The following is a 24,289-nucleotide window of genomic DNA, read 5'->3' as shown; positions in this document are numbered from 1 at the left end:
AAACACTGTTTTGAGGTTGTGGATAGAACTGACGAAGTCAGTAACATATATACGGCAAGGTGAAGCTGACGTAGTTTGAAGAGATTTTCGAAGAGTATAAAAACGCCAGACGGCGTTTTTATGGCTATTAAGGTTTGATACGGTGCAACATACGTGGGAATGGAATGGCTTCACGGATGTGTTTTGTACCTGCTGCAAAGGTTACCATACGTTCAATACCGATACCAAATCCTCCGTGTGGTACTGTACCATATTTACGAAGGTCAAGGTAGAATTCATATTCTGTACGATCCATACCGAGTGATTCCATCTTCGCTACAAGGGCATCGTAATCTTCCTCACGCATTGAACCACCAATGATTTCTCCGTAACCTTCTGGTGCAAGCAAGTCTGCACAAAGCACGCGCTCTGGATTTCCAGGAACTGGTTTCATGTAGAAGGCCTTAATGGCTGCTGGGTAGTTCATGACAAAGGTTGGTACACCAAAGTGGTTTGAAATCCAAGTCTCGTGTGGTGAGCCGAAGTCATCTCCATGTTCCAAATGTTCGTAGTCAGCATCTTCGTCATTCTCATGCTCTTGCAAAAGATCAATTGCTTCATCGTAAGTAATACGTTTGAATGGCTCTGCAATATAACGTTTCAAGAGCTCTGTATCACGTTCCAAGGTTTCCAAGGCTTGAGGAGCACGGTCAAGAACACCTTGAAGCAAAGCTTTAACATAAGCTTCTTGCAAGTCAAGTGATTCATCGTGTGTTAAGTATGAGTACTCAGCATCCATCATCCAGAACTCAGTCAAGTGACGGCGAGTTTTTGATTTCTCTGCACGGAACACTGGACCAAAGTCAAAGACGCGACCTAGAGCCATAGCACCTGCTTCAAGATAAAGCTGTCCTGATTGGCTTAAGTAAGCTGGTGTTCCAAAGTAGTCTGTTTCGAAAAGTTCTGTAGAATCTTCTGCAGCATTTCCTGAAAGAATTGGGCTATCAAACTTCATGAAGCCATTCTTATCAAAGAACTCATAAGTAGCATAGATGATAGCGTTACGGATTTGCATAACAGCTACTTGCTTACGAGAACGAAGCCACAAGTGACGGTTGTCCATCAAGAAGTCTGTTCCGTGTTCTTTTGGAGTGATTGGGTAATCTTGAGATTCACCGATGACTTCGATGTCTGTAATATCCAACTCATAACCAAATTTTGAGCGTTCGTCTTCTTTTACAACCCCTGTTACAAAGACTGAAGTTTCTTGGCTCAAGTGTTTGATGGTTTCAAATTTTTCAAGACCTACTTCTTCACCAAATTTCTCGATAAAGTTTGGTTTAAAAGCCACACCTTGGAAGAAGGCAGTCCCGTCACGCAATTGCAAGAAGGCAATTTTTCCTTTTCCTGACTTGTTAGCAACCCAAGCACCAATAGTGACTTCTTGACCAACGTAGTCTTTTACTTCGATAATTGTTACACGTTTTGTCATGTTTTATCTTCCTTTTTTTGTTTAACTTGTCTAAAGACATTATTACCCACTATTGTACCACAAATAATGCCTGATAGCTAGATTCTATCAGAGAAAAATCTCCGGTTTTATCCAAAAAAATCTCCGTCAAGACGACGAAGATCTTATTTTTATTTTTCCATAAATTGGTGCAAGCGACGAATAGCTTCTTTGAGTGTATCTAGGTCTGTCGCATAGCTGAGACGGACATTCTCTGGTGCTCCAAACCCTGCTCCTGTAATCAGGGCCAGACCAACTTCCTCAAGAATAGCCGTTGTAAATGCTGTTACATCTGTATAGCCTTTCATCTCCATAGCTTTTTTAACATTTGGGAAGAGGTAGAAAGCTCCTTGCGGTTTGACTACTTCAAAGCCAGGGACTTGGCACAAGAGAGGATAAATGATATTGAGACGTTCCTCGAAAGCCTGACGCATGGTTTCTACAGAATCTTGTGGACCAGTTAGCGCTTCAATCGTTGCATATTGAGACACTGCTGTCAGATTTGAAGTTGTTTGACCAGTCAATTTGCTCATGGCAGCAATGATTTCTGGATCACCAACTGCATAACCTACCCGCCAACCTGTCATAGCATAGGCTTTTGAAACCCCGTTAATGACAATGGTTTGCTTGCGAATAGCTTCTGATAGACTAGAGATTGGGATGAACTCATTCCCGTTATAGACCAAACGACCATAAATATCATCGGCCAGGATGAGAATATCATGTTCAACTGCCCAATTTCCGATGGCCAAGAGTTCCTCACGAGAATAAATCATCCCAGTCGGATTAGAGGGTGAGTTTAGTACCAAGACTTTGGTCTTATCTGTGCGAGCTGCTTCTAATTGCTCTACAGTTACTTTAAAGTGATTGTCTTCCTTGGCTTGAACAAAGACTGGAACACCACCAGCCATTTTAACCTGATCCCCATAGCTGACCCAATATGGTGTTGGAATAATGACCTCATCGCCTGGATTGATCACAGCCATAAAGAAAGTATAAAGGGAGAACTTGGCACCTGTAGCAAAAGTGACTTCATTTGCTGCCACAGAATAGCCATAATAACGTTCAAAATAGGTATTGACTGCTGCTTTTAACTCAGGCAAACCCGACGCTACCGTATAGAAAGAAGCACGCCCATCTCGAATGGCTGCAACAGCAGCATCTTGAATATTTTCAGGAGTATGAAAATCGGGCTGACCTAAAGTCAAGAAAAGAATATCTTTTCCTTCTGCCTTTAATTTCTTAGCCTTTGCATCACTAGCCAGAGTGACACTTTCTTCCATTTCTAAGACACGTTTGGATAATTTCATTGTTTCTCCTTTTCGACTAAGTCACCAGATTCAAAATCTACTAGATAATAGTCTCCTCCAGACTTGATTTCCCAGACAGGTTTATCAGCGTACCGTCCGAAAGTAATCTTGTCGATCTCAGTTGCTCCTTTTTCTCTGACAACTGCTTCTGCTTTTTCTTGAGAAGTCCCATTTTCTAGTTGATATACGTAAATATTATTGCTACTTTTCTCTATTAAGACAGCAACTGGTTTCTGGTTCTTATCTTGACCAAGAACACTATAATAGCTTTCTAAACCATTGAAAATATCAACCTGGCTAACCGTTTCTAGACTTGCATACTGCTTGGCCAGTCTTTCACCTTCTACCTTTGCAGTTTGATAAGGCTTCATGCTGATCCATACTAAGTAGAGAAAGGATGAAGTGATGACTAGAGTTAACAAAGTTATACCAATAATGTACTGAGATAATAGGGAATTTTTTTCTTTTTTCTGTCTCTTTTTCACTCGTCTATTTTACCATCTATCCTAGTGAATTACAAGTGAATTAAGGGGGAGATTCTTGAACTCAAACCTACTTTCAGGCATTCAAATATAAGCTCCAACTATTGAGCTATAGGCTTTTCTTTCTCTACAATCTCATGATTGATAGCTTCAAATTTAACACTTTTTATATTTTGAGCAAATTTCTTGCAAATGATTTTTCTTTGTTGTAACATATATTGTAACAACAGAGTAAATCTGAATAAAATTAAAAGGAGACATCCTATGTCTAAAAAAGTATTATTTATCGTTGGTTCATTACGCGAAAGTTCTTTCAACCACCAAATGGCACTAGAAGCCGAAAAAGCTCTTGCAGGTGAGGCTGAGGTTAGCTACCTTGACTACTCAGCTATTCCTCTCTTTAGCCAAGATCTTGAAGTTCCTACACTTCCAGCTGTTGCAGCGGCTCGCGAAGCTGTTCAAGCTGCTGATGCTATCTGGATCTTCTCTCCAGTCTACAACTTCTCAATTCCAGGGACTGTAAAAAACTTACTAGATTGGCTTTCACGCGCAATTGACTTATCTGACACTCGTGGAGCATCTGCTCTTCAAGATAAGATTGTTACGGTATCTTCTGTAGCTAATGCAGGTCATGATCAACTCTTTGCAATTTACAAAGACCTCTTGCCATTTATCCGTACACAAGTTGTTGGTGAATTTACTGCAGCCCGTGTTAATGATTCTGCATGGGCAGATGGTCAGTTAGTCCTTGAAGATAGCGTCGCTGCTTCTCTAAAACAACAAGCTGAAGATTTACTTCAAGCTATTCAATAATAAAAAAGATAGTAGAAAATCTCATTTCTACTATCTTTTTGCTTATTCAACAAATTCACCGATCATACTATGTTTTAATGGCAAACTACACATTACCAAAAGGAAGATGAAGGAAGATTGAATCCAAAAGAGGGCCAAATCAAAAATTCCATGCACAGCAACTACTGTTAAAAACGAAAGATAAAGACCAACAATCGGACGCTTGCTCGGCTCCTGACTCATATCGATTAATTTTCGGATTGGGTCTGAAGAGGCAATCCCTAATAATACCGTCCCTACTACACCGTAACTCAGTATCGTATCAATGTAAATACTATGAGCATGTTCATGATAAGGAGCAAAAATACGAGGGTAAGAGTGCATATAGGTTAGTGGACCTTCTCCCCAGAAGGGGTTTTGTTTGAATAAGGTCATACCTGCATTCCAGATAGACACTCGTTCTTCCATAGATGAATCAAGGGTTCCCATTCGAACTCCTAAATCACTCGAGAAGAGAAAGGCCAAGCCGATACCAAAGACTCCAATACTTAACCAGAAAGCTCGCCAGTTCTTAATGGTTGTGAACAGATAAATAATCGCACCAAAGATAATGGCTGGAAAGGCTGTTCTATTTTGAGTAAAGTTGAGTCCGAATAAATTCGCAAAGATTGCAATCACTGAGAAGATTTTCAACCATCTCAATCTGGTTGTACTAATCAGATAAAAACCAATCATGATACAGAAACAACAGATAATTCCATAATAGTTAGGATTAAAGAAAGCTACTTCTGCTCGGTTCTGGTGCCAAACCTGCATCTTTGGTGATAAGAAGGTATAATCAAATTTCTTAACGATTTGAAAATGCTCCAAAGTTGCGAAAACCGAGGCTAACACACTAAGCGATAAAATCCCTTGTAATACTAGTCTAAAAAATTTAGGGGTTAGATGAGCCTGATAATAGTAAAAGAAAATTGCAAAGAGGAACATTCCTAAAGTGGAAACCATCCCCATCACATTTTGAGCTAAAAGAGAGATAACACCACTATAGCCGATAAATAAAAGTAAGATAGAATGGTGGGATAATCGTTTTAATATCCCCTTCATCTCTCCTGTAAATATTAGACCTATTAAGTAGGCGATAAAAATAATAACGAAAATATAAAAAGGCAAGAAAATACTTAGAATAACAGCTAGTAAGACTAGCTCTTGCTTGGATAAGCCTTTCAATTTTTCAATGATACCTATTGATTTCACAACAGTTCCTTTCTCTCTGCGCTATAAAGCTCAGATAAATAAACTATTAAAACATTTTACCATTTTTCAAATGATTTGAAAACCACTTTGTCCATGTCATCCTGACTAAAACTAGGTAAAATTTTATAGCGAGCTAAGATATCTCTCAAAGCGCGCATCCTTTTTTTAAAAATATGGTACAATAAATCTAGTTGTTCCAGAAAGGACCTAGTATGAAATCCTACCAAGAAGTTTACAAAATCTTAGCTCATGAAACAGATTATTTAAGCGGAGAGAAAATCGCTGAAATATTAAACCTCTCTCGCACCTCTGTTTGGAAAGCTATCCAACGCCTCCAGCAGGAAGGTTTAGAAATTGACAGCATCAAAAACCGTGGCTACAAACTTCTTCACGGTGACCTAATCTTACCTCAAGAAATAGAAGCCAACAGCCCAATCTCAGTTCAATTTAAACCTATCACCAAATCAACCCAGAGTGATGCTAAGGAGGCCATGGAAGCTGGTGCCAAAGGAGACACACTCTACCTATCAACAGGCCAAACTATGGGACGTGGTCGATTTCAACGCCCCTACTATTCTCCAGAACAAGGTGGGATTTACATGTCTCTCCACCTCAAGCCCAATCTCTCTTATCTAGATCTACCAGCTTATACACTCCTGACTGCAGCCGCAATTTATAAGGCTGTTAAAAACCTTTGTCTGATTGATTTAGATATCAAATGGGTAAATGATTTATACCTAAATCATAAAAAAATAGCCGGTATTCTAACCGAAGCCATCACTTCTGTCGAAACCGGCCTTGTCACAGATGTTATTATTGGTGTTGGTATCAACTTTTCTATCGCTGATTTTCCAAAAAACCTACAAGGGAAAGCTGGAAGTCTCTTCTCTCAAAATAGCCCAATCACTCGCAACGAGCTGATTGCAGAAATCTGGAAATGTTTCTACGAAACTGAGACCGATGAGCTGCTTTACCTCTATAAAAAACAATCAATTGTTTTAGGCAAAGAAATTTCCTTTAAGAAAGATCAAGAAATCATCTCAGGAAAAGCTTGTGATATCTCTGACCAGGGTCAACTACAGATCCAATTAGCTACTGGTGAGAAAATTTGGCTCAATAGTGGCGAAGTTTCGCTCACTAAATGGTGAATTATTTTTGTAAAATAAAAATCGACCTCTCTTTCGAGAAGGTCGATTTTCTTATCATTTATTTTTTCAAACGCTCCACATCACGCGCAATCACAAGTTCTTCATCAGTTGGGATGACAAGTACACGAAGTGTCGCAGCATCTGTAGAAATGTCTCCAGTTACTCCAAAGACATTTTTCTCTGGGTCTAGATCACAACCAAACCAAGAGATACCTGAAATAACTTTCTCACGCACAAGAGTTGCATTTTCACCAACACCAGCAGTAAAGATAATAGCATCTGCCCCGTTTAGAACTGCCAAGTATTGTCCAATGTATTTTTGGATACGGTCAACATACATTTCAAAGGCAAGAATAGCATCGTGATTGCCTTCGTTCACACCATTCTGAACATCACGCATGTCACTTGATAAGCCTGAAACTGCCTGAAGACCAGATTCACGGTTTAGAATACGACTAATATCGTCTGGAGTCTTGAAGTCCTCTGTATATTGCATTAAATAAGGAATGATGGCTGGATCAATATCCCCTGTACGAGTTCCCATCATAACACCACCAAGTGGAGTGAATCCCATTGATGTATCGATTGATTGACCACCTTTAACAGCTGTGATAGAAGCACCGTTACCAATATGGCAAGTGATCAACTTCAACTCTTCTAATGGACGTCCCAAAAGTTTTGCTGCTTCTTGAGCAACATATTGGTGACTTGTACCGTGTGCTCCATATTTACGAACCTTGTTTTCTGTATAGTACTTAGTTGGTAATGGATAACGGTATGCTTTTTCTGGCATTGTTGTGTGGAATGATGTATCAAAGACTGCTACACTTGTAATATCTGGCAACAATTCTTTGAAGGCACGAATCCCAGCTGCATTGGCAGGATTGTGCAATGGAGCAAGAAGTCCTAGTTCTTCAATTTTTTCTAAGACATCACCTTCAACAACTGTAGACTCTTTGAAGTACTCTCCACCTGCAACAACACGGTGTCCGACACCAGTAATTTCATCATAAGTTTTAATAATATTAAAACGAATCAAGTCATCAAGTAAAATCTTAACAGCCAAGGTATGGTTTTCAATATCAAGAACTTGTTCTTCAGAACGACCATCAAACTTAACTGTTGAAACAGAATCCTTCAATCCGATTCGCTCAATTAAACCTTTTGCAAGCACCTTTTCTTCTGGCATTTGATATAGTTGCCATTTCAAGCTAGAGCTTCCAGCGTTAATTGCAATGGTTTTTGTCATAAATTTATTCCCCTTTTTAAGCGTTTTCAACTATTATATCAAAATTTACACTAGATTTCATGCCCTTGACACCAATTTTGAAAATTTTCCTTAAATTCCATCAAAATCTCAGGGTCACGAAGACTGGTAAGTGGATAAACAAATGGTTCAACCCCTTCTACGGTCTTCTTCTGGAGGACAAAAATGGTTTTAGATTGGGCTCCTTGAGCGAAGAGATCCTCTGGTAAGGCAATAATGGCCACTAGTTGAGCCTGGTCAGTGAGCCATGATTTCAAAAGTTCACTCTGAGGGCTTGTCAGGAGATCTGTTGAAGCTAGAAAAATCGCATAGCCTCCTGTTCTGAGATACTTGAGTGATTGTTCCATTAACAAATGATGAGCATAAGTTTGTTCATTCTTAGCCGCTACTTGATAACGTGAGGCTGTCTGATCATCTGGATAGTAACCAACAGGCAGGTCGCTCACAATAATATCACTCTCTTTTAATACTTGTGGACGTACTGCATCTCCTTGGACAAAGCCCATTTGAAGATCCATTACTTCCGCCATACTTGCTGCCAAGTCAATCAAGAGGTCATCAAGTTCTATTCCCAGGTAATCTACCTTTTTGTTCATGGACGTTAAGAAGCTAGCTCCCAGAATTCCCATCCCAGACCCCAACTCTAATAGACTCACATTTTCAGCAGGGAAAAGTTGTTCTATGATAAAAATCATCAAGTGACCAACCGCATCCGGTGTGAACTGGTGATTGGCTTGAAGAGGTTCTGTTTGCGCTGCCTTCATTAACAAAAATTGATAGGTCCGTAACCACTCCTCTTTTCGAAGTGCCAAACGTTTTAAGGCCTGGTTATTTTTTTTGACTTGCTCCAGAGCGGTTTGACCATCGAGATAGATCCCATTTTGTTCAATCAAGGCATCATAAAAGCTTGTCGCCAAATCGTTTTGAATGATTTGGACGTTTTCTAGTAAATAGGTATATGCTTGTTCAATTTTTTCAAAATCCATAATCTTATCTTACCAAATTCAGAGCTGATTTTCCAGATTTTCATAATACTGAAAACAAATTAAAAACCTCTGAGATGACTCTCAAAGGTTTTTATGAATCTATTTACTATTTTCAACTGCTGCTGTTACAAAAGCAGTGTAAAGTTCTTCTGGACGGTTTGGACGACTTGAAAGCTCTGGATGGTACTGACAAGCCACAAAGAATTTGTTTTCTGGGATTTCAACAATTTCGACCAAGCGATTGTCTGGTGAAACACCTGAGAAGACAAATCCTGCTCCTTCAAACTGTTCACGGAAGGCATTGTTAAATTCATAACGGTGACGGTGACGGCGCTGTACAACCTCTTTGTTATGATAAGCTGCCGCTGCCTTGGAACCACGTTTTAGCTTAGAAGGATAAAGTCCCAAACGAAGGGTACCCCCCATGTCCTCAACATCAATCTGATCACGCATGATATCGATGATCGGATATTTTGTATCAGGATCAAGCTCTGCTGAATTAGCTCCTTCAAGACCTAAGACATTACGGGCAAACTCGATACAGGTCAATTGCATACCCAAGCATACTCCTAGCATTGGTACATCATTTTCACGCGCATAGCGAATCACTTCAATCTTACCCTCAGTACCACGTTGACCAAAACCACCTGGAACGATGATTCCATCAGCATAAGCTAGGAGTTCTGCTACATTGCCAGCTGTCACGTCATTAGCATTAATCCAATCAATCTTGACTTCTGTATCATTGGCATAACCTGAGTGTTTCAAGGCCTCTACGACAGAAATGTAGGCATCTTGCAACTCGACATACTTACCAACAAGAGCAATTTTGACTTGTTTTTTGAGATTCATGACCTTGTCGACCATAGCTGACCACTCTGTCATATCTGCTGCTGGTGCATCAATCTTCAAATGGTCACAGACGATTTGATCCATGCCTTGTGCTTGCAGATTAAGTGGGATTTGGTAAAGATTATCCACGTCCAATGACTCGATAACAGCTTCTGGTGCCACATCACAGAATTGAGCTAGTTTATTTTTAATCCCATGTCCAGCCGGCTTTTCAGTACGAATGACCAACATATTTGGCTGGATTCCCAAACCACGCAATTCTTTGACAGAGTGTTGAGTCGGCTTGGTCTTCATTTCTCCAGCCGCCTTGAGGTAAGGAAGTAAGGTTGTATGGATATACATGACATTTTCTGCGCCGACATCAGACTTCATTTGACGAAGCGCCTCTAAAAATGGAAGGGACTCGATATCTCCAACTGTTCCACCAACCTCTGTAATAATGACATCAGAGTCTGTCGTTAGAGCTGCACGCTTAATTTTTTCTTTCAAGGCATCTGTAATATGTGGAATGACTTGGACAGTTGCTCCAAGGTATTCTCCACGACGTTCCTTGCGAAGAACTTCGCTGTAGATTTTACCAGTTGTCACGTTTGAGTATTTGTTAAGATTGATATCGATAAAACGTTCATAGTGACCCAAGTCCAAATCTGTCTCAGCCCCATCATCTGTTACAAAAACTTCCCCGTGCTGATAAGGGCTCATGGTCCCTGGGTCAATATTGATATAAGGGTCAAATTTTTGGATGGTTACCTTCAAACCACGATTTTTCAAGAGCCGTCCTAGGCTCGCCGCAACGATCCCTTTCCCAATAGACGACACCACACCACCAGTTACAAAAATATATTTCGTAGACATAGATTCCTCTTTCTAAACTGCTCAAGATCTTGTTCCCTAGAGGGGGACTAAGAAAACAAGACCTTCACCGACAACTACAATCCAGTATGATAATTTCCCTGGAAAAACAAAAATAGCTCCCTAAAAACTAGGAAGCTCCGACCTCAAAAAGAGGTGCCCGAACAATATCTTACCTCAATTTGGTACATTTGTCAAATGTCATTCTTTGCTAGATTTATAGTTCTACTGCAGAAAAGAAAAACAACAAGGGAATTCCCTTGTTGTTTGGTATTATTCTTCTTCTTCCTCAGAATCTTCGTCATCTTCTTCAACGAGTTCAACATCTTCCCCAAGATCGTCTGGTGCGATTTCGTTGATTTCAGCGTCGTAGGCTTCTACTTCGTTCTTCTCATCGTCTGGATTTTCATCATCATAAGAAAGAGCTGGATCTTCTTCGTAGGCATCCTCATCTTCTGGATCATCTGCGCTGTAATCAATGGCATCCGTATCTCCATCCATAAAGGCATTAACACGTTTTTTCTTAGCCTTAGGTGCTACTTCTTCATCGTCACTTTCTTCAAGAGCAATGATTTCTTCGTCAATTTCATCAACTCCATACCATGAACGAAGGCCCCATTTGTTATCTCCAAGAGAGATGAAGCTCCCATCAAAGTTCAACTCTGTATAGAACAAAGGTAGTGCTTCGCGAATATCGCTATTAGAGGTACCAAGATAGTTTTGGATTTCATTGACCAAATCGCTAAAATGCATTTCGTGGTCGCGACCACGTTGTTCCAAGATGGCACGAGCCACCTCAATCATAGATAGTTCACTTTTTTCTTGCCCAGCAAATACTTCTAATTCCAAAGCGTTTCTCCTCTTTTTTTACTACTAACGCCAGAGTATATAAACTCTGGTCTCATTTTATCACGTACTCTTTATTGTACGATAATTTTCTTTATTAGTCAAAGGTTTAGAAGAAATTAATGTGAAATATTTCAGCGAATAAAAAGACCTGGGAGATACACTCACAGGTCTTTTTATTTATTTATGACACAAGGCCGCAGCCCCAATACCAACCACAAACTGCAGAAGAATCCCCACTGAGATAAAGGACCATTTGTTGCGCCAGATTAAGTAAAAGGCCCCCTTTAGGTCCTGCCAGTAACTCCGTTTCATGCTGTCTCTCTTTCATTTCTTTTATTCCCTTAGAATAGCGGAAAAACCTCTCAATTGTCTTTAGATTGTCGAGCAAGACGCAGTGGTTGAGTGGGCTCTACTACGCTGATTTCATCAGCTTTTACAGCCCTACTCAACTGTGCGGAGGTGGGACGACGAAATCGAATTCTAACGAATTACTGATTTCTGTCCCACTCTCTTTTCTATTTATTCTGCTAAGAGCACTTCTTTGATGGTTTGTTTTTGGAGTTTTCTGTTGGATAGATAAAAGAGGCTTTCATAAATCAAAGCAAAACCTATCAAGGTCCAAAAGCACACATTCCCATCAAAGTGATGCTCAATCTTTTCAGGAACCGTATCTTTGATCACACCAATCAAGATTTCCATGATGCCATATTGATAAGCTGTCCCAAGAACAAATCCTAAATAAGCCCAAAAACGATAAGGAGCGAGAATATGACCTTGGCATTCACGATCGGTGTAGCCAAAAGCCTTCATAAGAGCCAAGGTTTCGCGACTTTCTGAGACCACAATTCCCAATGACAAAAAGAGGATCGAGAAAGAAAGGATCAAACCAATCATAATCATCATCGTTTGGATGATGTCATCTGTGTAGTCCCTTAGCCCAAAAGACAATTGAACCATGGCCGCGAAACACATGGAGCCAAAGACCACAAAAAACAGGATCGATTTTCTTCCCCAAATCAGTGACGAAGACAGCTCTTTTAGGAAGTCTTTCTCTTTCTTAGGAGCCCTCTTTCTCCTTTTGACTTTAATCGGACTTGGGGACTTTTTCAATAAGCGAAGTGCCGGCGTTTGTAGTTGTCTTCTAGCATAGCCAATCGCAAGAACCATAAAGAAAGTCGTTGGCAGTATCACTAAAGCGACCAAGAGCTGCCAGTGAAAATGAATGGTAATGTCTGGCAAAATCCCCTTCTCATTGCGAAAGTCATAAAAATGACCCATCATAAGAAAAGAAGCGAAATAACCAAAAAGCGCTCCAACTCCAAAACTGAGCCCAAAAACCCAAAATCGTTTCGCCAACTGGCCATTGCTATAGCCCAAAGCCTTTAAAATTCCTAATTGTTCCTTGTGGTCATCGACAAATTGTTTGATATAAAAACACATGAGAAGGATCGACGTCAAGGATAAGACAACCCCACTGACCATGGCCACCATCCAAGATAGCAAAACCTGAGCATCATAGTAGGTCTGCATCATGGGATTGGTTTTAGAAATCTCCAACTGCTCGATATCAAGATAAAAATTCAAGAAGAGATTGGCCACAAAAACCGCACAAACCCCAATGATACTGACGACAACTAATTTTCGAATATCTTTTACTGAAAACATGGCTTACCATCCAATCTCATAGGCAGTATGAGGCTGATCGTTGGTCACAACTTGGGTAATCTTGCCACTATTGACACGAATGATGGTTCTGGCCATATCCGCAATATTTTGGTTGTGCGTCACCATGATTAGAGTAAAGCCTAGCTTTTCCTTCAACTTCCAGATATAGTCGAGAATCTTGCGACCTGTTTCTTCATCCAGGGCTCCCGTCGGCTCATCTAAGAAAAGAATCTCTGGCTTTTTGGCTAAGGCACGAGCAATAGATACTCTCTGCTGTTCGCCGCCAGACAATTCACTCGGATACTTGTCCAGCTTATCGCCAAGCCCCAAATCCTCGATAATCTGCAAAAAATCATGATTGTCTGCCAGGTCAGCTCCCATCTTAACATTTTGTCTAACCGTGAGATTCGGCAATAAATAATACTGCTGAAAAATAAAGGCAATCTTCTCACGTCTAAAGGCTGTCAATTGAGCATCCGTGAGTTGCGATAAATCTTGCCCTTGAATGAGGATATGCCCCTCATCTACCTTTTCTAAGCCTGATAACACGTTTAAGAGAGTTGACTTTCCCGATCCAGAAGGGCCGAGGATAACCACATTATCCTGGTCTTGAATCTGCAAGTCAATCCCTTTTAAAACCTTGGTTTTGCCGTAACTTTTGTGAATATTTTCTAGTTGAATCATTTTTTTCCTACCATTTCTTTGATGAGCGATTGACAAACCTCTATCAGTAATCCAATTACTTCTTCCATGCTGAATTGATAAATACCAGAAGCAACCATAGAGGCCATCCCGTGTGAATAGATAAATAGATGCTGGTACAATCGACTAGCCTCCTCTACAGTCAAAGAATAGTCTGCGACAATCGAATCCAGAACCAATTGGTAACTATGATCCTTCATGGGAAGAAAATCTTGAAAGCGACGAATGGGATCTTTACTAGGATTTTGGAAAAGCAATTGAAAGAGTTGAGGCTCTTTTGAGGCGAAAAGGATATAAGCAACCCCGACAGATCGAAAAGGCTTCTCATCTTCTAAAGCCTTTCGTATATACTCCACCACTACCATTTCCGCAGCAACAATAACCTCTGCTTGTAACTCAGCCATATTTGCAAATTGCCCAAAAATGACTCTTGGTGTGGCTCCCAGTTTTTCCGCTAATGCTCGAGCCGTTAAACTAGCTATTCCCTCTTCTCTCACCAATTGTAAAGCTATCCCAATCATAGCCTCTTTACTAAATTTAACCTTAGGTGGCATGAGACTCCTTTCACGCAACACTTGTTGCGCAACACTTGTTACATAAAAGATTACCATAACAAAGAAAACTTGTCAAGAAAAATCTGTAAAGCATAGAACAAAAAATCCAGCCCACTGATACAAGTGACGTCTGGTATACTAAATCTAGTCCCGAAGATTCGAACGGCGCTTGAAAACTTTACCCAGCAGAACCTCACACTAGCCATAGCCATAGATATCCGTTAGGTCAAGGTGTTGATGCCAATCGACAAGGTCGCCTCCACCTCATCTTCACTCATCTAGCTAATCAGCATTATCCTAAGGACAATGATTAACAAATGCTCATTTTCAGCAACATCCATATAGTTCATGTTCTCCTCCTTTTCATTCTTCTTTCATTATAAAGTAAAGAAGACTAGACAGCAATGAATTCGTAAAGCAAAAACACCTCCAGTATTCACTGAAGGTGTCTCTTTTAGTGATAGCTCAAAGCACGTTTAAAGGTTTTCCAGATTCCCAAATCATCTGTTTGAAGGACTAGACTAGCATACATGCGTCCGATAAAGGCTGTTGCAGTGACTGCAAAAACAACCGTTATGGCAAGTGAAATCCAGGCTTCTAAATCACTTGCATACCCATTTATAGCTCTAAATGGCATAAAGAAGGTCGAGATGAAAGGAATATAGGAACCAATTTTCAGAACTAAATTGTCCCCAGCAGCACCTAGAGAGGTCACACCGACAAATCCTGCTATAATCAAGATCATCAATGGCGACAAGGCCTTTCCTGAATCCTCAGGGCGAGAAACCATAGAGCCTAGGAAGGCTGCCAAAACAACGTACATAAAGAGACTAACCAAGACAAACAATAAGGTATTGAGCGAGAAAGCCTCTCCTAGATGATTTAAAATTCCAGATTGTGCCAAGATAGGGATATCTTTAAAGAGCAGAATGGCAGCCAGCCCACCCACGACGTAAATGCCAATATGAGTCAAAATCACAAGAAGCAGAGCCAGCATGCGAGCGTAGAAATAATGACTAGCTCGGATACTAGAGAAGACCACCTCCATGATTTTAGTTCCTTTCTCGCTAGCTACTTCCTGAGCAGTGACACTAGCATAAGTAATCAAAATCATATAAAGGAAGAAACCAAGCCCTGCGGCCGCAATGGTTTGAACAATTTTTTTGTTTTCCTTAGATTCATCAATTTTCTCAGTAAAATCAACGGTTTGACTCAGGCGTTTTTCCTGTTCTTGAGACAAATTGGCTGCCGAACGATTGAGTTGGTATTGCAGTTCATTTAGCTTATTGGTTACTGCTAGTTTGACGCCTATTTCAAGGGAAGTTTCACCATGATAAACTGCCTTGAGAACACTACCTTCTTGATCAATGGTCAAATAACCTTTTATTTTTTCATCCTTGATGGCTTCTTGGGCACTGGCTTCATCCTTATAGTCAAAATTAATGCCATTGGTCGATTTGAGCCCTTCCTCCACAGATAGAACAGTTGTTACTACTGCTATCTTGCTATTCTTGGCCATAGAAGACCCTTGGAGATAGCCGATTCCTACAGATAAGGCTAAAAAGAGGAACGGCGAAATCACCATAAAGAAGAAACTCCACGACTTGATATGTCGAAGATAGGTTTCCTTCATTACAACCCACATATTTCTCATACTTCCACCCCTGATTCTAGTTTAAAGATTTCATCGATTGTTGGAGCTTGTTGGTCAAAGGTCGCAATATATTGACCTTGAGTGAGAATTGGGAAGAGTTCCCTTCCAGCGCTCTCGTCATCGAGGATCAATTTCCAACTTCCTTGCTTGGTCAAACTCACCTGTTTCACGTGAGGAAGTTTTTCCAGTTCTTCCTTGCTTCGTTCACTTGAAACAAAGAGACGTGTTTTCCCGTATTGATTGCGAACATCCTGAACTGGTCCATGCAAGACCACACGCCCATCACGAATCATCAGAATATCATCGCAAAGCTCCTCAACATTGGTCATGACATGGTCAGAAAAGATAATGATTGCACCGCGCTCTTTCTCTTTCAAGATGACTTGTTTGAGCAACTCGGTATTGACTGGATCCAAACCACTAAAAGGCTCATCCAGGATAATCAAGTCAGGCTCATGGATTAGGGTGATAATCAACTGAATTTTCTGCTGATTCCCTTTGGAGAGGCTCTTGATTTTGTCGGTCAATTTGCCCTTCACTTCCAATTTCTCCATCCATTGAGGGAGTTTTTCCTTGACTTCCTTAGCATCCATGCCCTTTAGAGTCGCCAAGTAACGAACTTGTTCAAGGACTGTCAATTTGGGCATGAGGCTACGTTCCTCAGGCAGATAGCCAATTCGAGCATAGGTTTCCTGACGAATCTCCTGCCCATCCAGACTGATCTCTCCTTGATACTCTAAAAATTTCAACATACTGTGGAAAATCGTTGTTTTCCCAGCTCCATTTTTCCCAACTAGACCTAAAATTCTTCCAGGTTGAGCTTGAAAGTTAACACCAAACAAGACTTGTTTAGGACCAAAACTTTTTTCAAGATTAAGGATTTCTAACATGATCCACCTCCTACTAATCTTACCTTCATTATACTCTTTTTTTTGGGCATTACAAGGATTTATGTACATTTTTAAATCTTGGTTTTAAATAAAGATATTTACTGGATTGAGAATTTATTTGCTCTTCCCAAATATCTTATTCCTCCAGTTTTTAAGTGATAAATATATTGTACTCATCTCTTGATAAATCCGTTGACTATGTCCTAAATTGTTACTAGTAATCTTCATCATCCTGTAGCTTATCGTACTTTTTTGTGATATATTTATGATAGAAAATGGATTATCATAGACAAGGAATTTGATATGAAAAAAAGACTTAAACTCGAACCAAACAACAATAACTTAATCATTTGGGAAGCTGAACACCCAAAAGCCATTCTTCAGCTTGTACATGGGATGGTAGAGTACATAGAACGATATGAAGAATTTGCTCTAGCCATGAATAACGAAGGACTTACTGTTATCGGCCATGATCATATCGGCCACGGCTATACTGCTCAAAATCCAAGTCAACTTGGAGTATTTCCTGAATCTCCCGAGGAACTCATCGATGATATTGAAAGAGTGACCTCCTTTATTCAAGAAAGCTATCCTGGACTCCCTATCATCCTTCTAGGTCATTCTATGGGTTCTCTTATGTGTCGCTATTATGTAGCTAAAAGAAAACCACCTATCAATGCCTTGATTATCATGGCGACTGGTCAACAACCTCAGTTTCTAACTCGGTTTGCTCTCATCCTAACAGAATGCATCCGACTTATAAAAGGGAATAAACACCGTAGTAAACTCTTGACTTATCTATCAACTGATAGCTTTAATCGAAGTATTAAGAATCCGAAAACATCTGTAGATTGGCTCTCAAAAAATGAAGAATCCAACCAAGCTTATCTGAAGGATCCATTCTGTCAATTCATACCTACTATTCCCATGTACAAAGCCATTTTTTACTTTTCTAACCAAGTAGCGAGTAAACAAGTGATCGATGAGATTCCAACCCAACTCCCAATTCTCGTGATTTCAGGACAAGAAGACCCTCTGGGCGAAAATGGTAAAGGTATCGAGAGATTTGTAAAACTCCTAAAGGCTTCACATTCGAAAGTCAGCCTTCGATTAGTTGAAGAGGCTCGTCACGAAATTCTAAACGAGATCAATCGACAAGATACTTACCACTTCTTAGCTGATTGGATGACAAAAAACATCGATGTCTGATTTTCTTGTAACAGTATTAAAAAGGAGTTGTTTTCCCACCAAGTTGATTAAATCATCAAGTTAAAACTTGATGATTTTTTGTACTAAAAAATCCATCTCTAGGGATGGATTTTAATCTGTTAACGCACTTCTGCATTCACTTTTTCTTCGAGTGATGCTTGGATTTTTTCCATGTAGCGTGCGACTTCTTCGTCGGTCAAGCTATCTTCTGGATTTTGGAAGGTCAAGCTGTAGGCCATCGACTTCATGCCGATACCCAGTTTTTCACCTGAGAAGACGTCAAAGAGTTTGATGTCTGTCAAACGTTTCACGCCCGCAGATTTGATAGCATCAACTACATCTTGGTGAGTCACTTCTGCTTTGAGAAGAAGAGCAATATCACGACTCACTGCTGGGAACTTAGTAATTTCCACAAATGGGCTAACTGGTTGAAGGGCTGCCTCAATAGCTGAAAGGTTAAGCTCAGCTACATAAGTCTCTGGAATATCGTAAGCCTTAGCCGTCACAGGGTGCACTTGACCGAGGAAACCGACTACTTGGTCACCGAGAGAGATCAAGGCTGTACGTCCTGGGTGAAGGCTAGCGATTTCAGAGGTTGCTGTATAAGTCACTTCAAGACCCAAACGAGCAAAGAGGGCTTCAAGGATTCCCTTAGCATAGAAGAAATCAACTGGAACTGCTGCTGTTTGGAAGTCTTTTTCAGCGACTAAACCTGTCAAGGCAAAGGCAAAGCTGTTGATTTCATTTGGCAATTCTTCTTTTGGATTACCAGTTTGCTCGAAGACTTTTCCAATCTCATAAAGAGCCAAGTTTTTATTCTTACGTGCTACGTTGTAGGCAACTGTATCAAGGATACCTGAAACCATATTTTGGCGGAGAACTGAACGGTCCACAGTCATTGGCCACATGAGCTCTGTTAAGTTGCTTGGCTGAATCGTAAATTCAACGGCTTTTTCAGGAGTTGTAAGAGCGTAGGTAATGATTTCTGTCAATCCAGCCCCTTCAGCAATGGTACGAACCTGACGACGCAATTTTTGAGTCGCAGTCAACTCACCTGCTGTCCCATCGTCTTTTGGAAGACTGGTTGGCAAGCGGTCATAACCATAGATACGTGCGATTTCTTCAAAAAGATCCGCTTCGATAGTGATATCCCAACGGCGACGAGGAACGCTCACTGTAAAGCTTTCTGCATTTCCAGAAAGGCCAAAACCAAGGCGACGGAAGACATCTTCAATATCTGCGTAGGAAAGCTCTGTACCGAGGACACGGTTGACATCAGCAAGAGTTGAAGAAACTTCTACATCAGAAGTATCAAGCTTGCCTGCTGAAACAATACCTTTACGAACGGTTGCACCTGCAAACTCTGCAATCATGCTTGCTGCCGCATCAAGGGCTTCATTGACAGTTGCCACGTTGATGCCTTTCTCAAAGCGAGAAGAAGATTCTGAACGAAGGTTGAGGCGACCGCTAGTCTTACGGATCGATTTACCATTGAAGACAGCAGCTTCAAGGACTACACGACTAGACTTTTCAGAGATTTCTGTAGCCTGACCACCCATGACACCTGCAAGGGCTACTGCTTTGTCAGCAACTGTAATCACGAGGTCATTTGTTTCCAACTCACGCTCTTCCCCGTCCAAGGTTACTAATTTTTCACCAGCACGAGCTTCACGCACACGGATGTCAGTCCCTTCAAAGGTATCCAAGTCAAAGGCATGCATTGGTTGACCAAAGTAAAGCAAGATATAGTTGGTCACGTCGACGACATTATTAATGGGACGAATGCCTTCGTTCATGAGAAGATTTTGCAACCATTGTGGACTTGGTGCAATCGTCACATTGTCCAAGATACGAGCGGCATAGTAAGGCGCCTTGTCTGTCTCAATGCTGACAGAAAGAGCGTCTGCTGCAGATTCATTGGTTTCTGTTAAACAGAATTCTTTAAAGTTGACTGCCTTGTCATAGATGGCTGCCACTTCGTGCGCTACTCCACGCATAGAAAGAGCGTCCGCACGGTTAGGGGTGATGGAAAGTTCGATAATTTCATCATCCAAGTCGAGGTAAGAGAAGACTTCATCCCCTGGAACAGCATCTTGAGGCAAGATTTGGATACCATCTGCGAATTCCTTAGGTACAACTGAATCAGAAATCCCCAATTCACCAAGAGAACAGATCATTCCAAGTGACTCTAAGCCACGGATTTTTCCTTTTTTGATCTTGTAGTTGTCAGCAATACGAGCACCTGGAAGAGCCACCATAACCTTGATGCCTGCACGCACATTTGGTGCTCCACAGACGATTTGACGAGCTTCTTCTTCGCCAACGTTAACCTGACAAACATGGAGGTGAGTTTCTGGCACATCTTCACAAGACAAGACCTCACCGACAACAATTTTTGAGAGACCGGCAGCCGGTGATTCCACACCTTCTACTTCGATCCCTGTAGTTGACATTTTCTCAGCCAACTCTTGTGATGGCACATCAATGTCCACCAATTCTTTTAACCATTTATAAGATACTAACATAATTCTGATTGTAAGATCCCAGTAAGAGAGACCTTTTCAATTCCTTTCTTTTTCTTTGAGGCAGTCCTCACCATTTCTCATTGAGAGAAGATGATTAGTACAGTATAGGATTGTGTTTCAGGTTTCAATCTTATTTAAACTGTTCTGAGAAGCGGACATCTCCTTGGTAGAATCCACGGATATCGTTGATTCCGTAACGAAGCATAGCTACACGCTCTTGACCAAGACCAAAGGCAAAACCAGAGTAAACAGTTGCATCGATGCCACTCATCTCAAGGACACGTGGGTGAACCATACCGGCACCCATAATCTCGATCCAACCAGTTTTCTTACATACGTTACAGCCCTTTCCTCCACACTTAAAGCACGAAACATCAACCTCAACAGAAGGCTCAGTGAACGGGAAGTAAGATGGACGCAAACGGATTTGACGCTCTTCACCAAACATTTTTTGTACAATCAACTGGAGGGTTCCTTGAAGGTCAGCCATAGAGATGTTTTTCCCAACAACCAAACCTTCGATTTGGTGGAACTGGTGACTGTGGGTTGCATCATCCGTATCACGACGGAATACACGTCCTGGTGAGATCATCTTCAAAGGACCTTTAGAAAAATCATGAGCATCCATAGCACGCGCCTGAACTGGAGACGTGTGAGTACGAAGCAAGATTTCTTCTGTGATATAGAAAGTGTCCTGCATATCACGAGCTGGGTGATCCTTTGGAAGGTTCATACGTTCAAAGTTATAGTAGTCTTGCTCCACTTCAAATCCATCCACGACTTGGTAACCCATACCGATGAAAATATCTTCGATTTCTTCACTGGTTTGTGTGAGAACGTGACGGTGACCAGTCGCAACTGGGCGACCTGGAAGCGTCACATCGATGCTCTCGCTGGCAAGTTGTGCTTCCACTTTCTTTTCTTCCAAGAGCTTAGCTGTTTCTTCAAAGGCAGCTGTCAAAACATCACGTGCTTCATTAACGTGTTTTCCGATAACAGGGCGCATTTCAGCTGAAACATCTTTCATCCCTTTAAGAATTTCAGTAAGAGAACCTTTTTTACCAAGGACAGAGACGCGCAATTCTTGCATTTCTTTTTTATTTTCAGCAGTAATCTGCTTCAGGCTAGCTAGCGTTTCTTCACGAAGCGCTTTTAATTGTTCTTCAATAGTTGACATAATTCCTCCATCAGTCTCTCGTAGATAAAAAGAAAACCACATGCCAAAAACTCCACACTCGGAGCGTTGACACGCGGTACCATCCGTTTTTATCTGACAAGTCAGACCTTTATTTCCGAATCCATAGGCAAGTGAATTCACCCAGCTTTCATATAGAGAGCTTTCAGTCACGGCTCTCCTCCCTGATATACTTCCCCTGAGATACTAGTCTTGCAGATTCCTATTTAATTATTATTCATTTTATCAAATTTCAAGCATTCTTGCAAGATATTTTGCGACTAATCAACATAGTCCCCACCTTCAAAGCCGTAATACTCTTCCAAGCTGAGACCACTTGCAGCGATGTCCTTGGCTTCTTTTCCGACGTAGCGAAGATGCCATTCTTCAGCCATATAGCCCGTTTCTTTTTCCTTACCTTTGAGATAGCGAACGACAAAACCATAGTCAGCAGCATGATCTAAAAGCCATTGGGCTGCTTTTTCTTCTGTCACTAAATCACCATCTGTACCGATAAGGTCAAATGCTAGTCCTGTTTGGTGTTCACTGTATCCAGGCCGAGCAGAATAGCGGTCAGCCTCTGCCTTTCCATCTTTGTTGACATAGTCCTGATAAAGTTGAGTTTGAGTTTCATAACTTCTAAAACCACTATAGTGGTCGCTGATTGGGAAACCTGCTTCCTGCATAGCTGCAATAAGCTTCAATAACTCCGCCTTTGCTGTAGGATTTTCTCCAGGATTATAGTCCTTAGACAAGGGATAATGCTTATTAGCGATAACAATCTCATCGTACTTCCCTTGAACGCTATAGTAATCTCCCTTATTAACTACTTCTGCCTTTTTCTGGCTTGCTTCTTGAGATTTACTACCGACAGTCCCTTCTTGGACGGTTTTTTCTTCAGTTGAAGTCTGCGTTTCTGAAGTCGCTGGTTTTTCTTGCGAACAAGCTGCCAATGTCAAGGCTAGCAATCCTGATAATACAAGGTATCTTTTTTTCATTGTTTATCCTTTCATTTCTATCATTTGGTCCAAAGTTTCAGATAAGGTTTCAACCAAACCTTCTAATTTGCTTCCCTTAACCTGATATTCTTCAGCGACCATTTCTTCCCAAGGAACCCACCAAACTGGACCACGACCATTAAGACCGTGTCCCTTCATATCACCCTCTCGTCTCGGAAAAATATGCCAGTGGGCATGTGCATCACCGTTTCCCAACAACTCTACATTCATCTTTTGAGCAGAAAAGGCCTTAGAGACAGCTTCCTGAACTAGGCTCATTTCCTCTAAAAATCGTAGTTTGACAGGAGTATCCATATGGTGTAATTCTGTCACATGCTCCTTTGCCAGGAATAGAGTATAGCCTTCAAAATACTGGTGGTCTCCAATGACAACATAGCCTGTTTCCAGTTCTTTCACAAAGTAGGGATTATCCCCTGACTTTATCCATTCAATTCGTTGACAAATCAAGCACATCTTAGTCCACCAACTCACTCTTGAGGTAAGCGTCTACCATACGCTCAGTAGCAAGAACAGAATCAATATGAGTTCGCTCGTAAGAGTGACTAGACTCAATACCCGCTCCGAGAAGGGCGTGTTTGACTTCTGCTCCAGCTGACATAGCTGCAGAAGCATCCGAACCATAAAATGGATAGATATCTAGTTTAAATGGAATGTCCTGCTCTTTTGCCAAGGCAACCAGATGTTGACGGAATTCGTAGTGATAAGGACCTGAAGCATCTTTGACACAGATTGACACTGTGTACTCATCCGTCTGCTGGTCATCTCCCATCGCTCCCATATCTACTGCTAGATATTCGACAACTTGACTTGGGATACTTGAGTTAGCACCATGCCCCACTTCTTCAAAGACCGAGAAGGCAAAATGCGTAGTGACAGGAAGTTCAATCCCTTCTTCCTTATAGACTTTAAGGAGATTTAGAAGGATAGCTGCACTGACCTTATCATCCAAATGACGCGATTTGATAAAGCCTGTCTCAGTTACGACAGTTCGTGGGTCAAAGCTGATAAAGTCACCAACCTCAATACCAAGTGCGCGTGTTTCTTTTTCATTGGTCACTTTTTCGTCCAAACGCACTTCCATATTGTCCTGCGTGCGTTCAGCAGTTCCAGCGTCCTTGTATACATGACAAGAAGTCTGGTGGATCAAAATCGTTCCAGATACCGTTTTACCTGTACTAGCCACATGAACTGTACAGTTTTCGCCTTCAATCATATTCCAAGGGTAGCCACCAATACGGTCCATTTTAAGACGACCATCTGGTTTAACAGCGCGAACGATAGCTCCCAAGGTATCCACATGGGCGGTCACATAACGCTGTTGCTCGTCATTTTTTCCTTTGACAGTAACGTTGACACCACCTTTGGCAGTACGGATTGGTTGATAACCTAGTTTTTCAAGAGTCTCAACCAAATAATTCGTAATCTCACGTGTAAAACCAGTTGGCGACGCGATAGCAGTTAGTTCTTTGATATATTCTACAGTTTGATTCATTTCTTCACCTCTTCTTACCATTATATCACTTTTCCCATCTGAGTATGTGTAAAAAGGAAAAACGAAAATACTTTGATTGCAAAAGTATTTTATGATATAATGAAAAAAGTTCTTATGATGAAAG

The 24,289-nt window shown here is 41.1% G+C and carries 22 protein-coding genes; 3 read left to right on the top strand and 19 right to left on the bottom strand.

Going from position 1 to position 24,289, the window contains the following annotated elements; all coding sequences use genetic code 11:
- Window positions 1–127 precede the first annotated feature (127 nt).
- The 3 genes from asnS to AB8E63_RS01260 form a co-directional block, all read right to left on the bottom strand.
- Window positions 128–1,471 carry an asparagine--tRNA ligase gene (asnS, locus tag AB8E63_RS01270; RefSeq protein WP_368909574.1) on the bottom strand — a complete coding sequence of 448 codons (1,344 nt, stop codon included), beginning with the start codon at window positions 1,469–1,471 and terminating at the stop codon, window positions 128–130.
- 149 nt (window positions 1,472–1,620) lie between these two features.
- Window positions 1,621–2,799, bottom strand: a complete 1,179-nt coding sequence (locus tag AB8E63_RS01265) for a pyridoxal phosphate-dependent aminotransferase (RefSeq protein WP_368909573.1) — start codon at window positions 2,797–2,799, stop codon at window positions 1,621–1,623.
- Window positions 2,796–3,284, bottom strand: coding sequence for a DUF5590 domain-containing protein (locus AB8E63_RS01260; RefSeq protein WP_368909572.1), 489 nt, complete (start codon window positions 3,282–3,284; stop codon window positions 2,796–2,798). The genes AB8E63_RS01265 and AB8E63_RS01260 overlap by 4 nt, the downstream gene beginning before the upstream one ends.
- Before the next feature lie 261 nt (window positions 3,285–3,545).
- Between AB8E63_RS01260 and AB8E63_RS01255 the strand changes: the two genes are divergently transcribed.
- Window positions 3,546–4,094, top strand: a complete 549-nt coding sequence (locus tag AB8E63_RS01255) for an NADPH-dependent FMN reductase (RefSeq protein ID WP_368909570.1) — start codon at window positions 3,546–3,548, stop codon at window positions 4,092–4,094.
- A 42-nt stretch (window positions 4,095–4,136) separates the two neighbouring features.
- Here AB8E63_RS01255 and AB8E63_RS01250 read toward each other — a convergent pair whose 3' ends face one another.
- Window positions 4,137–5,327, bottom strand: a complete 1,191-nt coding sequence (locus AB8E63_RS01250) for an O-antigen ligase family protein (protein ID WP_368909568.1) — start codon at window positions 5,325–5,327, stop codon at window positions 4,137–4,139.
- A 212-nt stretch (window positions 5,328–5,539) separates the two neighbouring features.
- Between AB8E63_RS01250 and birA the strand changes: the two genes are divergently transcribed.
- A complete protein-coding gene (gene birA / locus AB8E63_RS01245; protein ID WP_006151414.1) occupies window positions 5,540–6,475 on the top strand; it encodes a bifunctional biotin--[acetyl-CoA-carboxylase] ligase/biotin operon repressor BirA in 936 nt (311 codons plus the stop codon).
- 58 nt (window positions 6,476–6,533) lie between these two features.
- Here birA and AB8E63_RS01240 read toward each other — a convergent pair whose 3' ends face one another.
- The 10 genes from AB8E63_RS01240 to AB8E63_RS01195 all read right to left on the bottom strand — a co-directional run bounded on the left by AB8E63_RS01240 (window position 6,534) and on the right by AB8E63_RS01195 (window position 16,746).
- Entirely contained in the window at window positions 6,534–7,724 is a 1,191-nt protein-coding gene (locus AB8E63_RS01240) for an acetate kinase (RefSeq protein ID WP_223333524.1), read from the bottom strand.
- Window positions 7,725–7,774: 50 nt separating this feature from the next.
- The gene (locus AB8E63_RS01235; RefSeq protein WP_368909565.1) at window positions 7,775–8,728 is read right to left on the bottom strand and encodes a class I SAM-dependent methyltransferase; all 954 of its coding nucleotides are present in this window, start codon (window positions 8,726–8,728) and stop codon (window positions 7,775–7,777) included.
- Between the two features lie 99 nt (window positions 8,729–8,827).
- Window positions 8,828–10,435 (bottom strand): CTP synthase, encoded by a 1,608-nt coding sequence (locus tag AB8E63_RS01230; RefSeq protein ID WP_368909563.1) that lies wholly within the window; start codon window positions 10,433–10,435, stop codon window positions 8,828–8,830.
- A 270-nt stretch (window positions 10,436–10,705) separates the two neighbouring features.
- Complete coding sequence (rpoE, locus tag AB8E63_RS01225) at window positions 10,706–11,281, bottom strand: DNA-directed RNA polymerase subunit delta (RefSeq protein ID WP_368909562.1); 576 nt, start codon at window positions 11,279–11,281, stop codon at window positions 10,706–10,708.
- 177 nt (window positions 11,282–11,458) lie between these two features.
- Window positions 11,459–11,593 (bottom strand): dTDP-6-deoxy-D-glucose-3,5-epimerase, encoded by a 135-nt coding sequence (locus AB8E63_RS01220; RefSeq protein ID WP_368909560.1) that lies wholly within the window; start codon window positions 11,591–11,593, stop codon window positions 11,459–11,461.
- Window positions 11,594–11,800: 207 nt separating this feature from the next.
- On the bottom strand, window positions 11,801–12,946 hold the full coding sequence (locus AB8E63_RS01215) for an FtsX-like permease family protein (RefSeq protein ID WP_368909559.1): 1,146 nt from the start codon (window positions 12,944–12,946) through the stop codon (window positions 11,801–11,803).
- 3 nt (window positions 12,947–12,949) lie between these two features.
- A complete protein-coding gene (locus AB8E63_RS01210; protein ID WP_368909557.1) occupies window positions 12,950–13,630 on the bottom strand; it encodes an ABC transporter ATP-binding protein in 681 nt (226 codons plus the stop codon).
- On the bottom strand, window positions 13,627–14,202 hold the full coding sequence (locus AB8E63_RS01205) for a TetR/AcrR family transcriptional regulator (protein ID WP_368909633.1): 576 nt from the start codon (window positions 14,200–14,202) through the stop codon (window positions 13,627–13,629). Before AB8E63_RS01205 ends, AB8E63_RS01210 begins: the two co-directional genes overlap by 4 nt.
- A 454-nt stretch (window positions 14,203–14,656) precedes the next feature.
- Window positions 14,657–15,856, bottom strand: coding sequence for an ABC transporter permease (locus AB8E63_RS01200; RefSeq protein WP_368909555.1), 1,200 nt, complete (start codon window positions 15,854–15,856; stop codon window positions 14,657–14,659).
- Window positions 15,853–16,746, bottom strand: a complete 894-nt coding sequence (locus AB8E63_RS01195; protein ID WP_368909554.1) for an ABC transporter ATP-binding protein — start codon at window positions 16,744–16,746, stop codon at window positions 15,853–15,855. Before AB8E63_RS01195 ends, AB8E63_RS01200 begins: the two co-directional genes overlap by 4 nt.
- Window positions 16,747–17,049: 303 nt before the next feature.
- On the opposite strand from AB8E63_RS01195, the gene AB8E63_RS01190 reads away from it, so the two are divergent.
- Window positions 17,050–17,955 (top strand): alpha/beta fold hydrolase, encoded by a 906-nt coding sequence (locus AB8E63_RS01190; RefSeq protein WP_368909553.1) that lies wholly within the window; start codon window positions 17,050–17,052, stop codon window positions 17,953–17,955.
- A 119-nt stretch (window positions 17,956–18,074) separates the two neighbouring features.
- On the opposite strand, the gene pheT is transcribed toward AB8E63_RS01190, so the two are convergent.
- From pheT to AB8E63_RS01165, 5 genes are all read right to left on the bottom strand, one after another.
- On the bottom strand, window positions 18,075–20,480 hold the full coding sequence (gene pheT / locus AB8E63_RS01185; RefSeq protein ID WP_368909552.1) for a phenylalanine--tRNA ligase subunit beta: 2,406 nt from the start codon (window positions 20,478–20,480) through the stop codon (window positions 18,075–18,077).
- 130 nt (window positions 20,481–20,610) lie between these two features.
- Window positions 20,611–21,657, bottom strand: a complete 1,047-nt coding sequence (gene pheS, locus AB8E63_RS01180; protein ID WP_368909551.1) for a phenylalanine--tRNA ligase subunit alpha — start codon at window positions 21,655–21,657, stop codon at window positions 20,611–20,613.
- A 278-nt stretch (window positions 21,658–21,935) separates the two neighbouring features.
- Window positions 21,936–22,652: an LD-carboxypeptidase LdcB/DacB gene (ldcB, locus tag AB8E63_RS01175; RefSeq protein ID WP_314943457.1), complete on the bottom strand. Its 717-nt coding sequence runs from the start codon at window positions 22,650–22,652 to the stop codon at window positions 21,936–21,938.
- A gap of 3 nt (window positions 22,653–22,655) precedes the next feature.
- A complete protein-coding gene (locus AB8E63_RS01170; protein ID WP_368909550.1) occupies window positions 22,656–23,126 on the bottom strand; it encodes an HIT family protein in 471 nt (156 codons plus the stop codon).
- Between the two features lies 1 nt (window position 23,127).
- Window positions 23,128–24,165: a M42 family metallopeptidase gene (locus tag AB8E63_RS01165; RefSeq protein WP_368909549.1), complete on the bottom strand. Its 1,038-nt coding sequence runs from the start codon at window positions 24,163–24,165 to the stop codon at window positions 23,128–23,130.
- Between the last annotated feature and the right edge of the window lie 124 nt (window positions 24,166–24,289).

The organism is Streptococcus sp. oral taxon 061 (assembly GCF_964211575.1).
In the GTDB taxonomy this organism is placed as follows: Bacteria; Bacillota; Bacilli; order Lactobacillales; family Streptococcaceae; genus Streptococcus.
The sequence above is the reverse complement of the archived record's forward strand: the minus strand, read 5'-3'. Positions and strand labels throughout refer to the sequence as shown.

Excerpts from the sequence above, each read along its gene's own strand:
- asnS (WP_368909574.1), bottom strand. The coding sequence starts at position 1,471 with ATGACAAAACGTGTAACAATTATCGAAGTAAAAGACTACGTTGGTCAA.
- AB8E63_RS01265 (WP_368909573.1), bottom strand. The coding sequence starts at position 2,799 with ATGAAATTATCCAAACGTGTCTTAGAAATGGAAGAAAGTGTCACTCTG.
- AB8E63_RS01255 (WP_368909570.1), top strand. The coding sequence starts at position 3,546 with ATGTCTAAAAAAGTATTATTTATCGTTGGTTCATTACGCGAAAGTTCT.
- birA (WP_006151414.1), top strand. The coding sequence starts at position 5,540 with ATGAAATCCTACCAAGAAGTTTACAAAATCTTAGCTCATGAAACAGAT.
- AB8E63_RS01240 (WP_223333524.1), bottom strand. The coding sequence starts at position 7,724 with ATGACAAAAACCATTGCAATTAACGCTGGAAGCTCTAGCTTGAAATGG.
- AB8E63_RS01235 (WP_368909565.1), bottom strand. The coding sequence starts at position 8,728 with ATGGATTTTGAAAAAATTGAACAAGCATATACCTATTTACTAGAAAAC.
- AB8E63_RS01230 (WP_368909563.1), bottom strand. The coding sequence starts at position 10,435 with ATGTCTACGAAATATATTTTTGTAACTGGTGGTGTGGTGTCGTCTATT.
- AB8E63_RS01220 (WP_368909560.1), bottom strand. The coding sequence starts at position 11,593 with ATGAAACGGAGTTACTGGCAGGACCTAAAGGGGGCCTTTTACTTAATC.
- AB8E63_RS01215 (WP_368909559.1), bottom strand. The coding sequence starts at position 12,946 with ATGTTTTCAGTAAAAGATATTCGAAAATTAGTTGTCGTCAGTATCATT.
- AB8E63_RS01210 (WP_368909557.1), bottom strand. The coding sequence starts at position 13,630 with ATGATTCAACTAGAAAATATTCACAAAAGTTACGGCAAAACCAAGGTT.
- AB8E63_RS01205 (WP_368909633.1), bottom strand. The coding sequence starts at position 14,202 with ATGCCACCTAAGGTTAAATTTAGTAAAGAGGCTATGATTGGGATAGCT.
- AB8E63_RS01200 (WP_368909555.1), bottom strand. The coding sequence starts at position 15,856 with ATGAGAAATATGTGGGTTGTAATGAAGGAAACCTATCTTCGACATATC.
- AB8E63_RS01195 (WP_368909554.1), bottom strand. The coding sequence starts at position 16,746 with ATGTTAGAAATCCTTAATCTTGAAAAAAGTTTTGGTCCTAAACAAGTC.
- AB8E63_RS01190 (WP_368909553.1), top strand. The coding sequence starts at position 17,050 with ATGAAAAAAAGACTTAAACTCGAACCAAACAACAATAACTTAATCATT.
- pheT (WP_368909552.1), bottom strand. The coding sequence starts at position 20,480 with ATGTTAGTATCTTATAAATGGTTAAAAGAATTGGTGGACATTGATGTG.
- pheS (WP_368909551.1), bottom strand. The coding sequence starts at position 21,657 with ATGTCAACTATTGAAGAACAATTAAAAGCGCTTCGTGAAGAAACGCTA.
- ldcB (WP_314943457.1), bottom strand. The coding sequence starts at position 22,652 with ATGAAAAAAAGATACCTTGTATTATCAGGATTGCTAGCCTTGACATTG.
- AB8E63_RS01170 (WP_368909550.1), bottom strand. The coding sequence starts at position 23,126 with ATGTGCTTGATTTGTCAACGAATTGAATGGATAAAGTCAGGGGATAAT.
- AB8E63_RS01165 (WP_368909549.1), bottom strand. The coding sequence starts at position 24,165 with ATGAATCAAACTGTAGAATATATCAAAGAACTAACTGCTATCGCGTCG.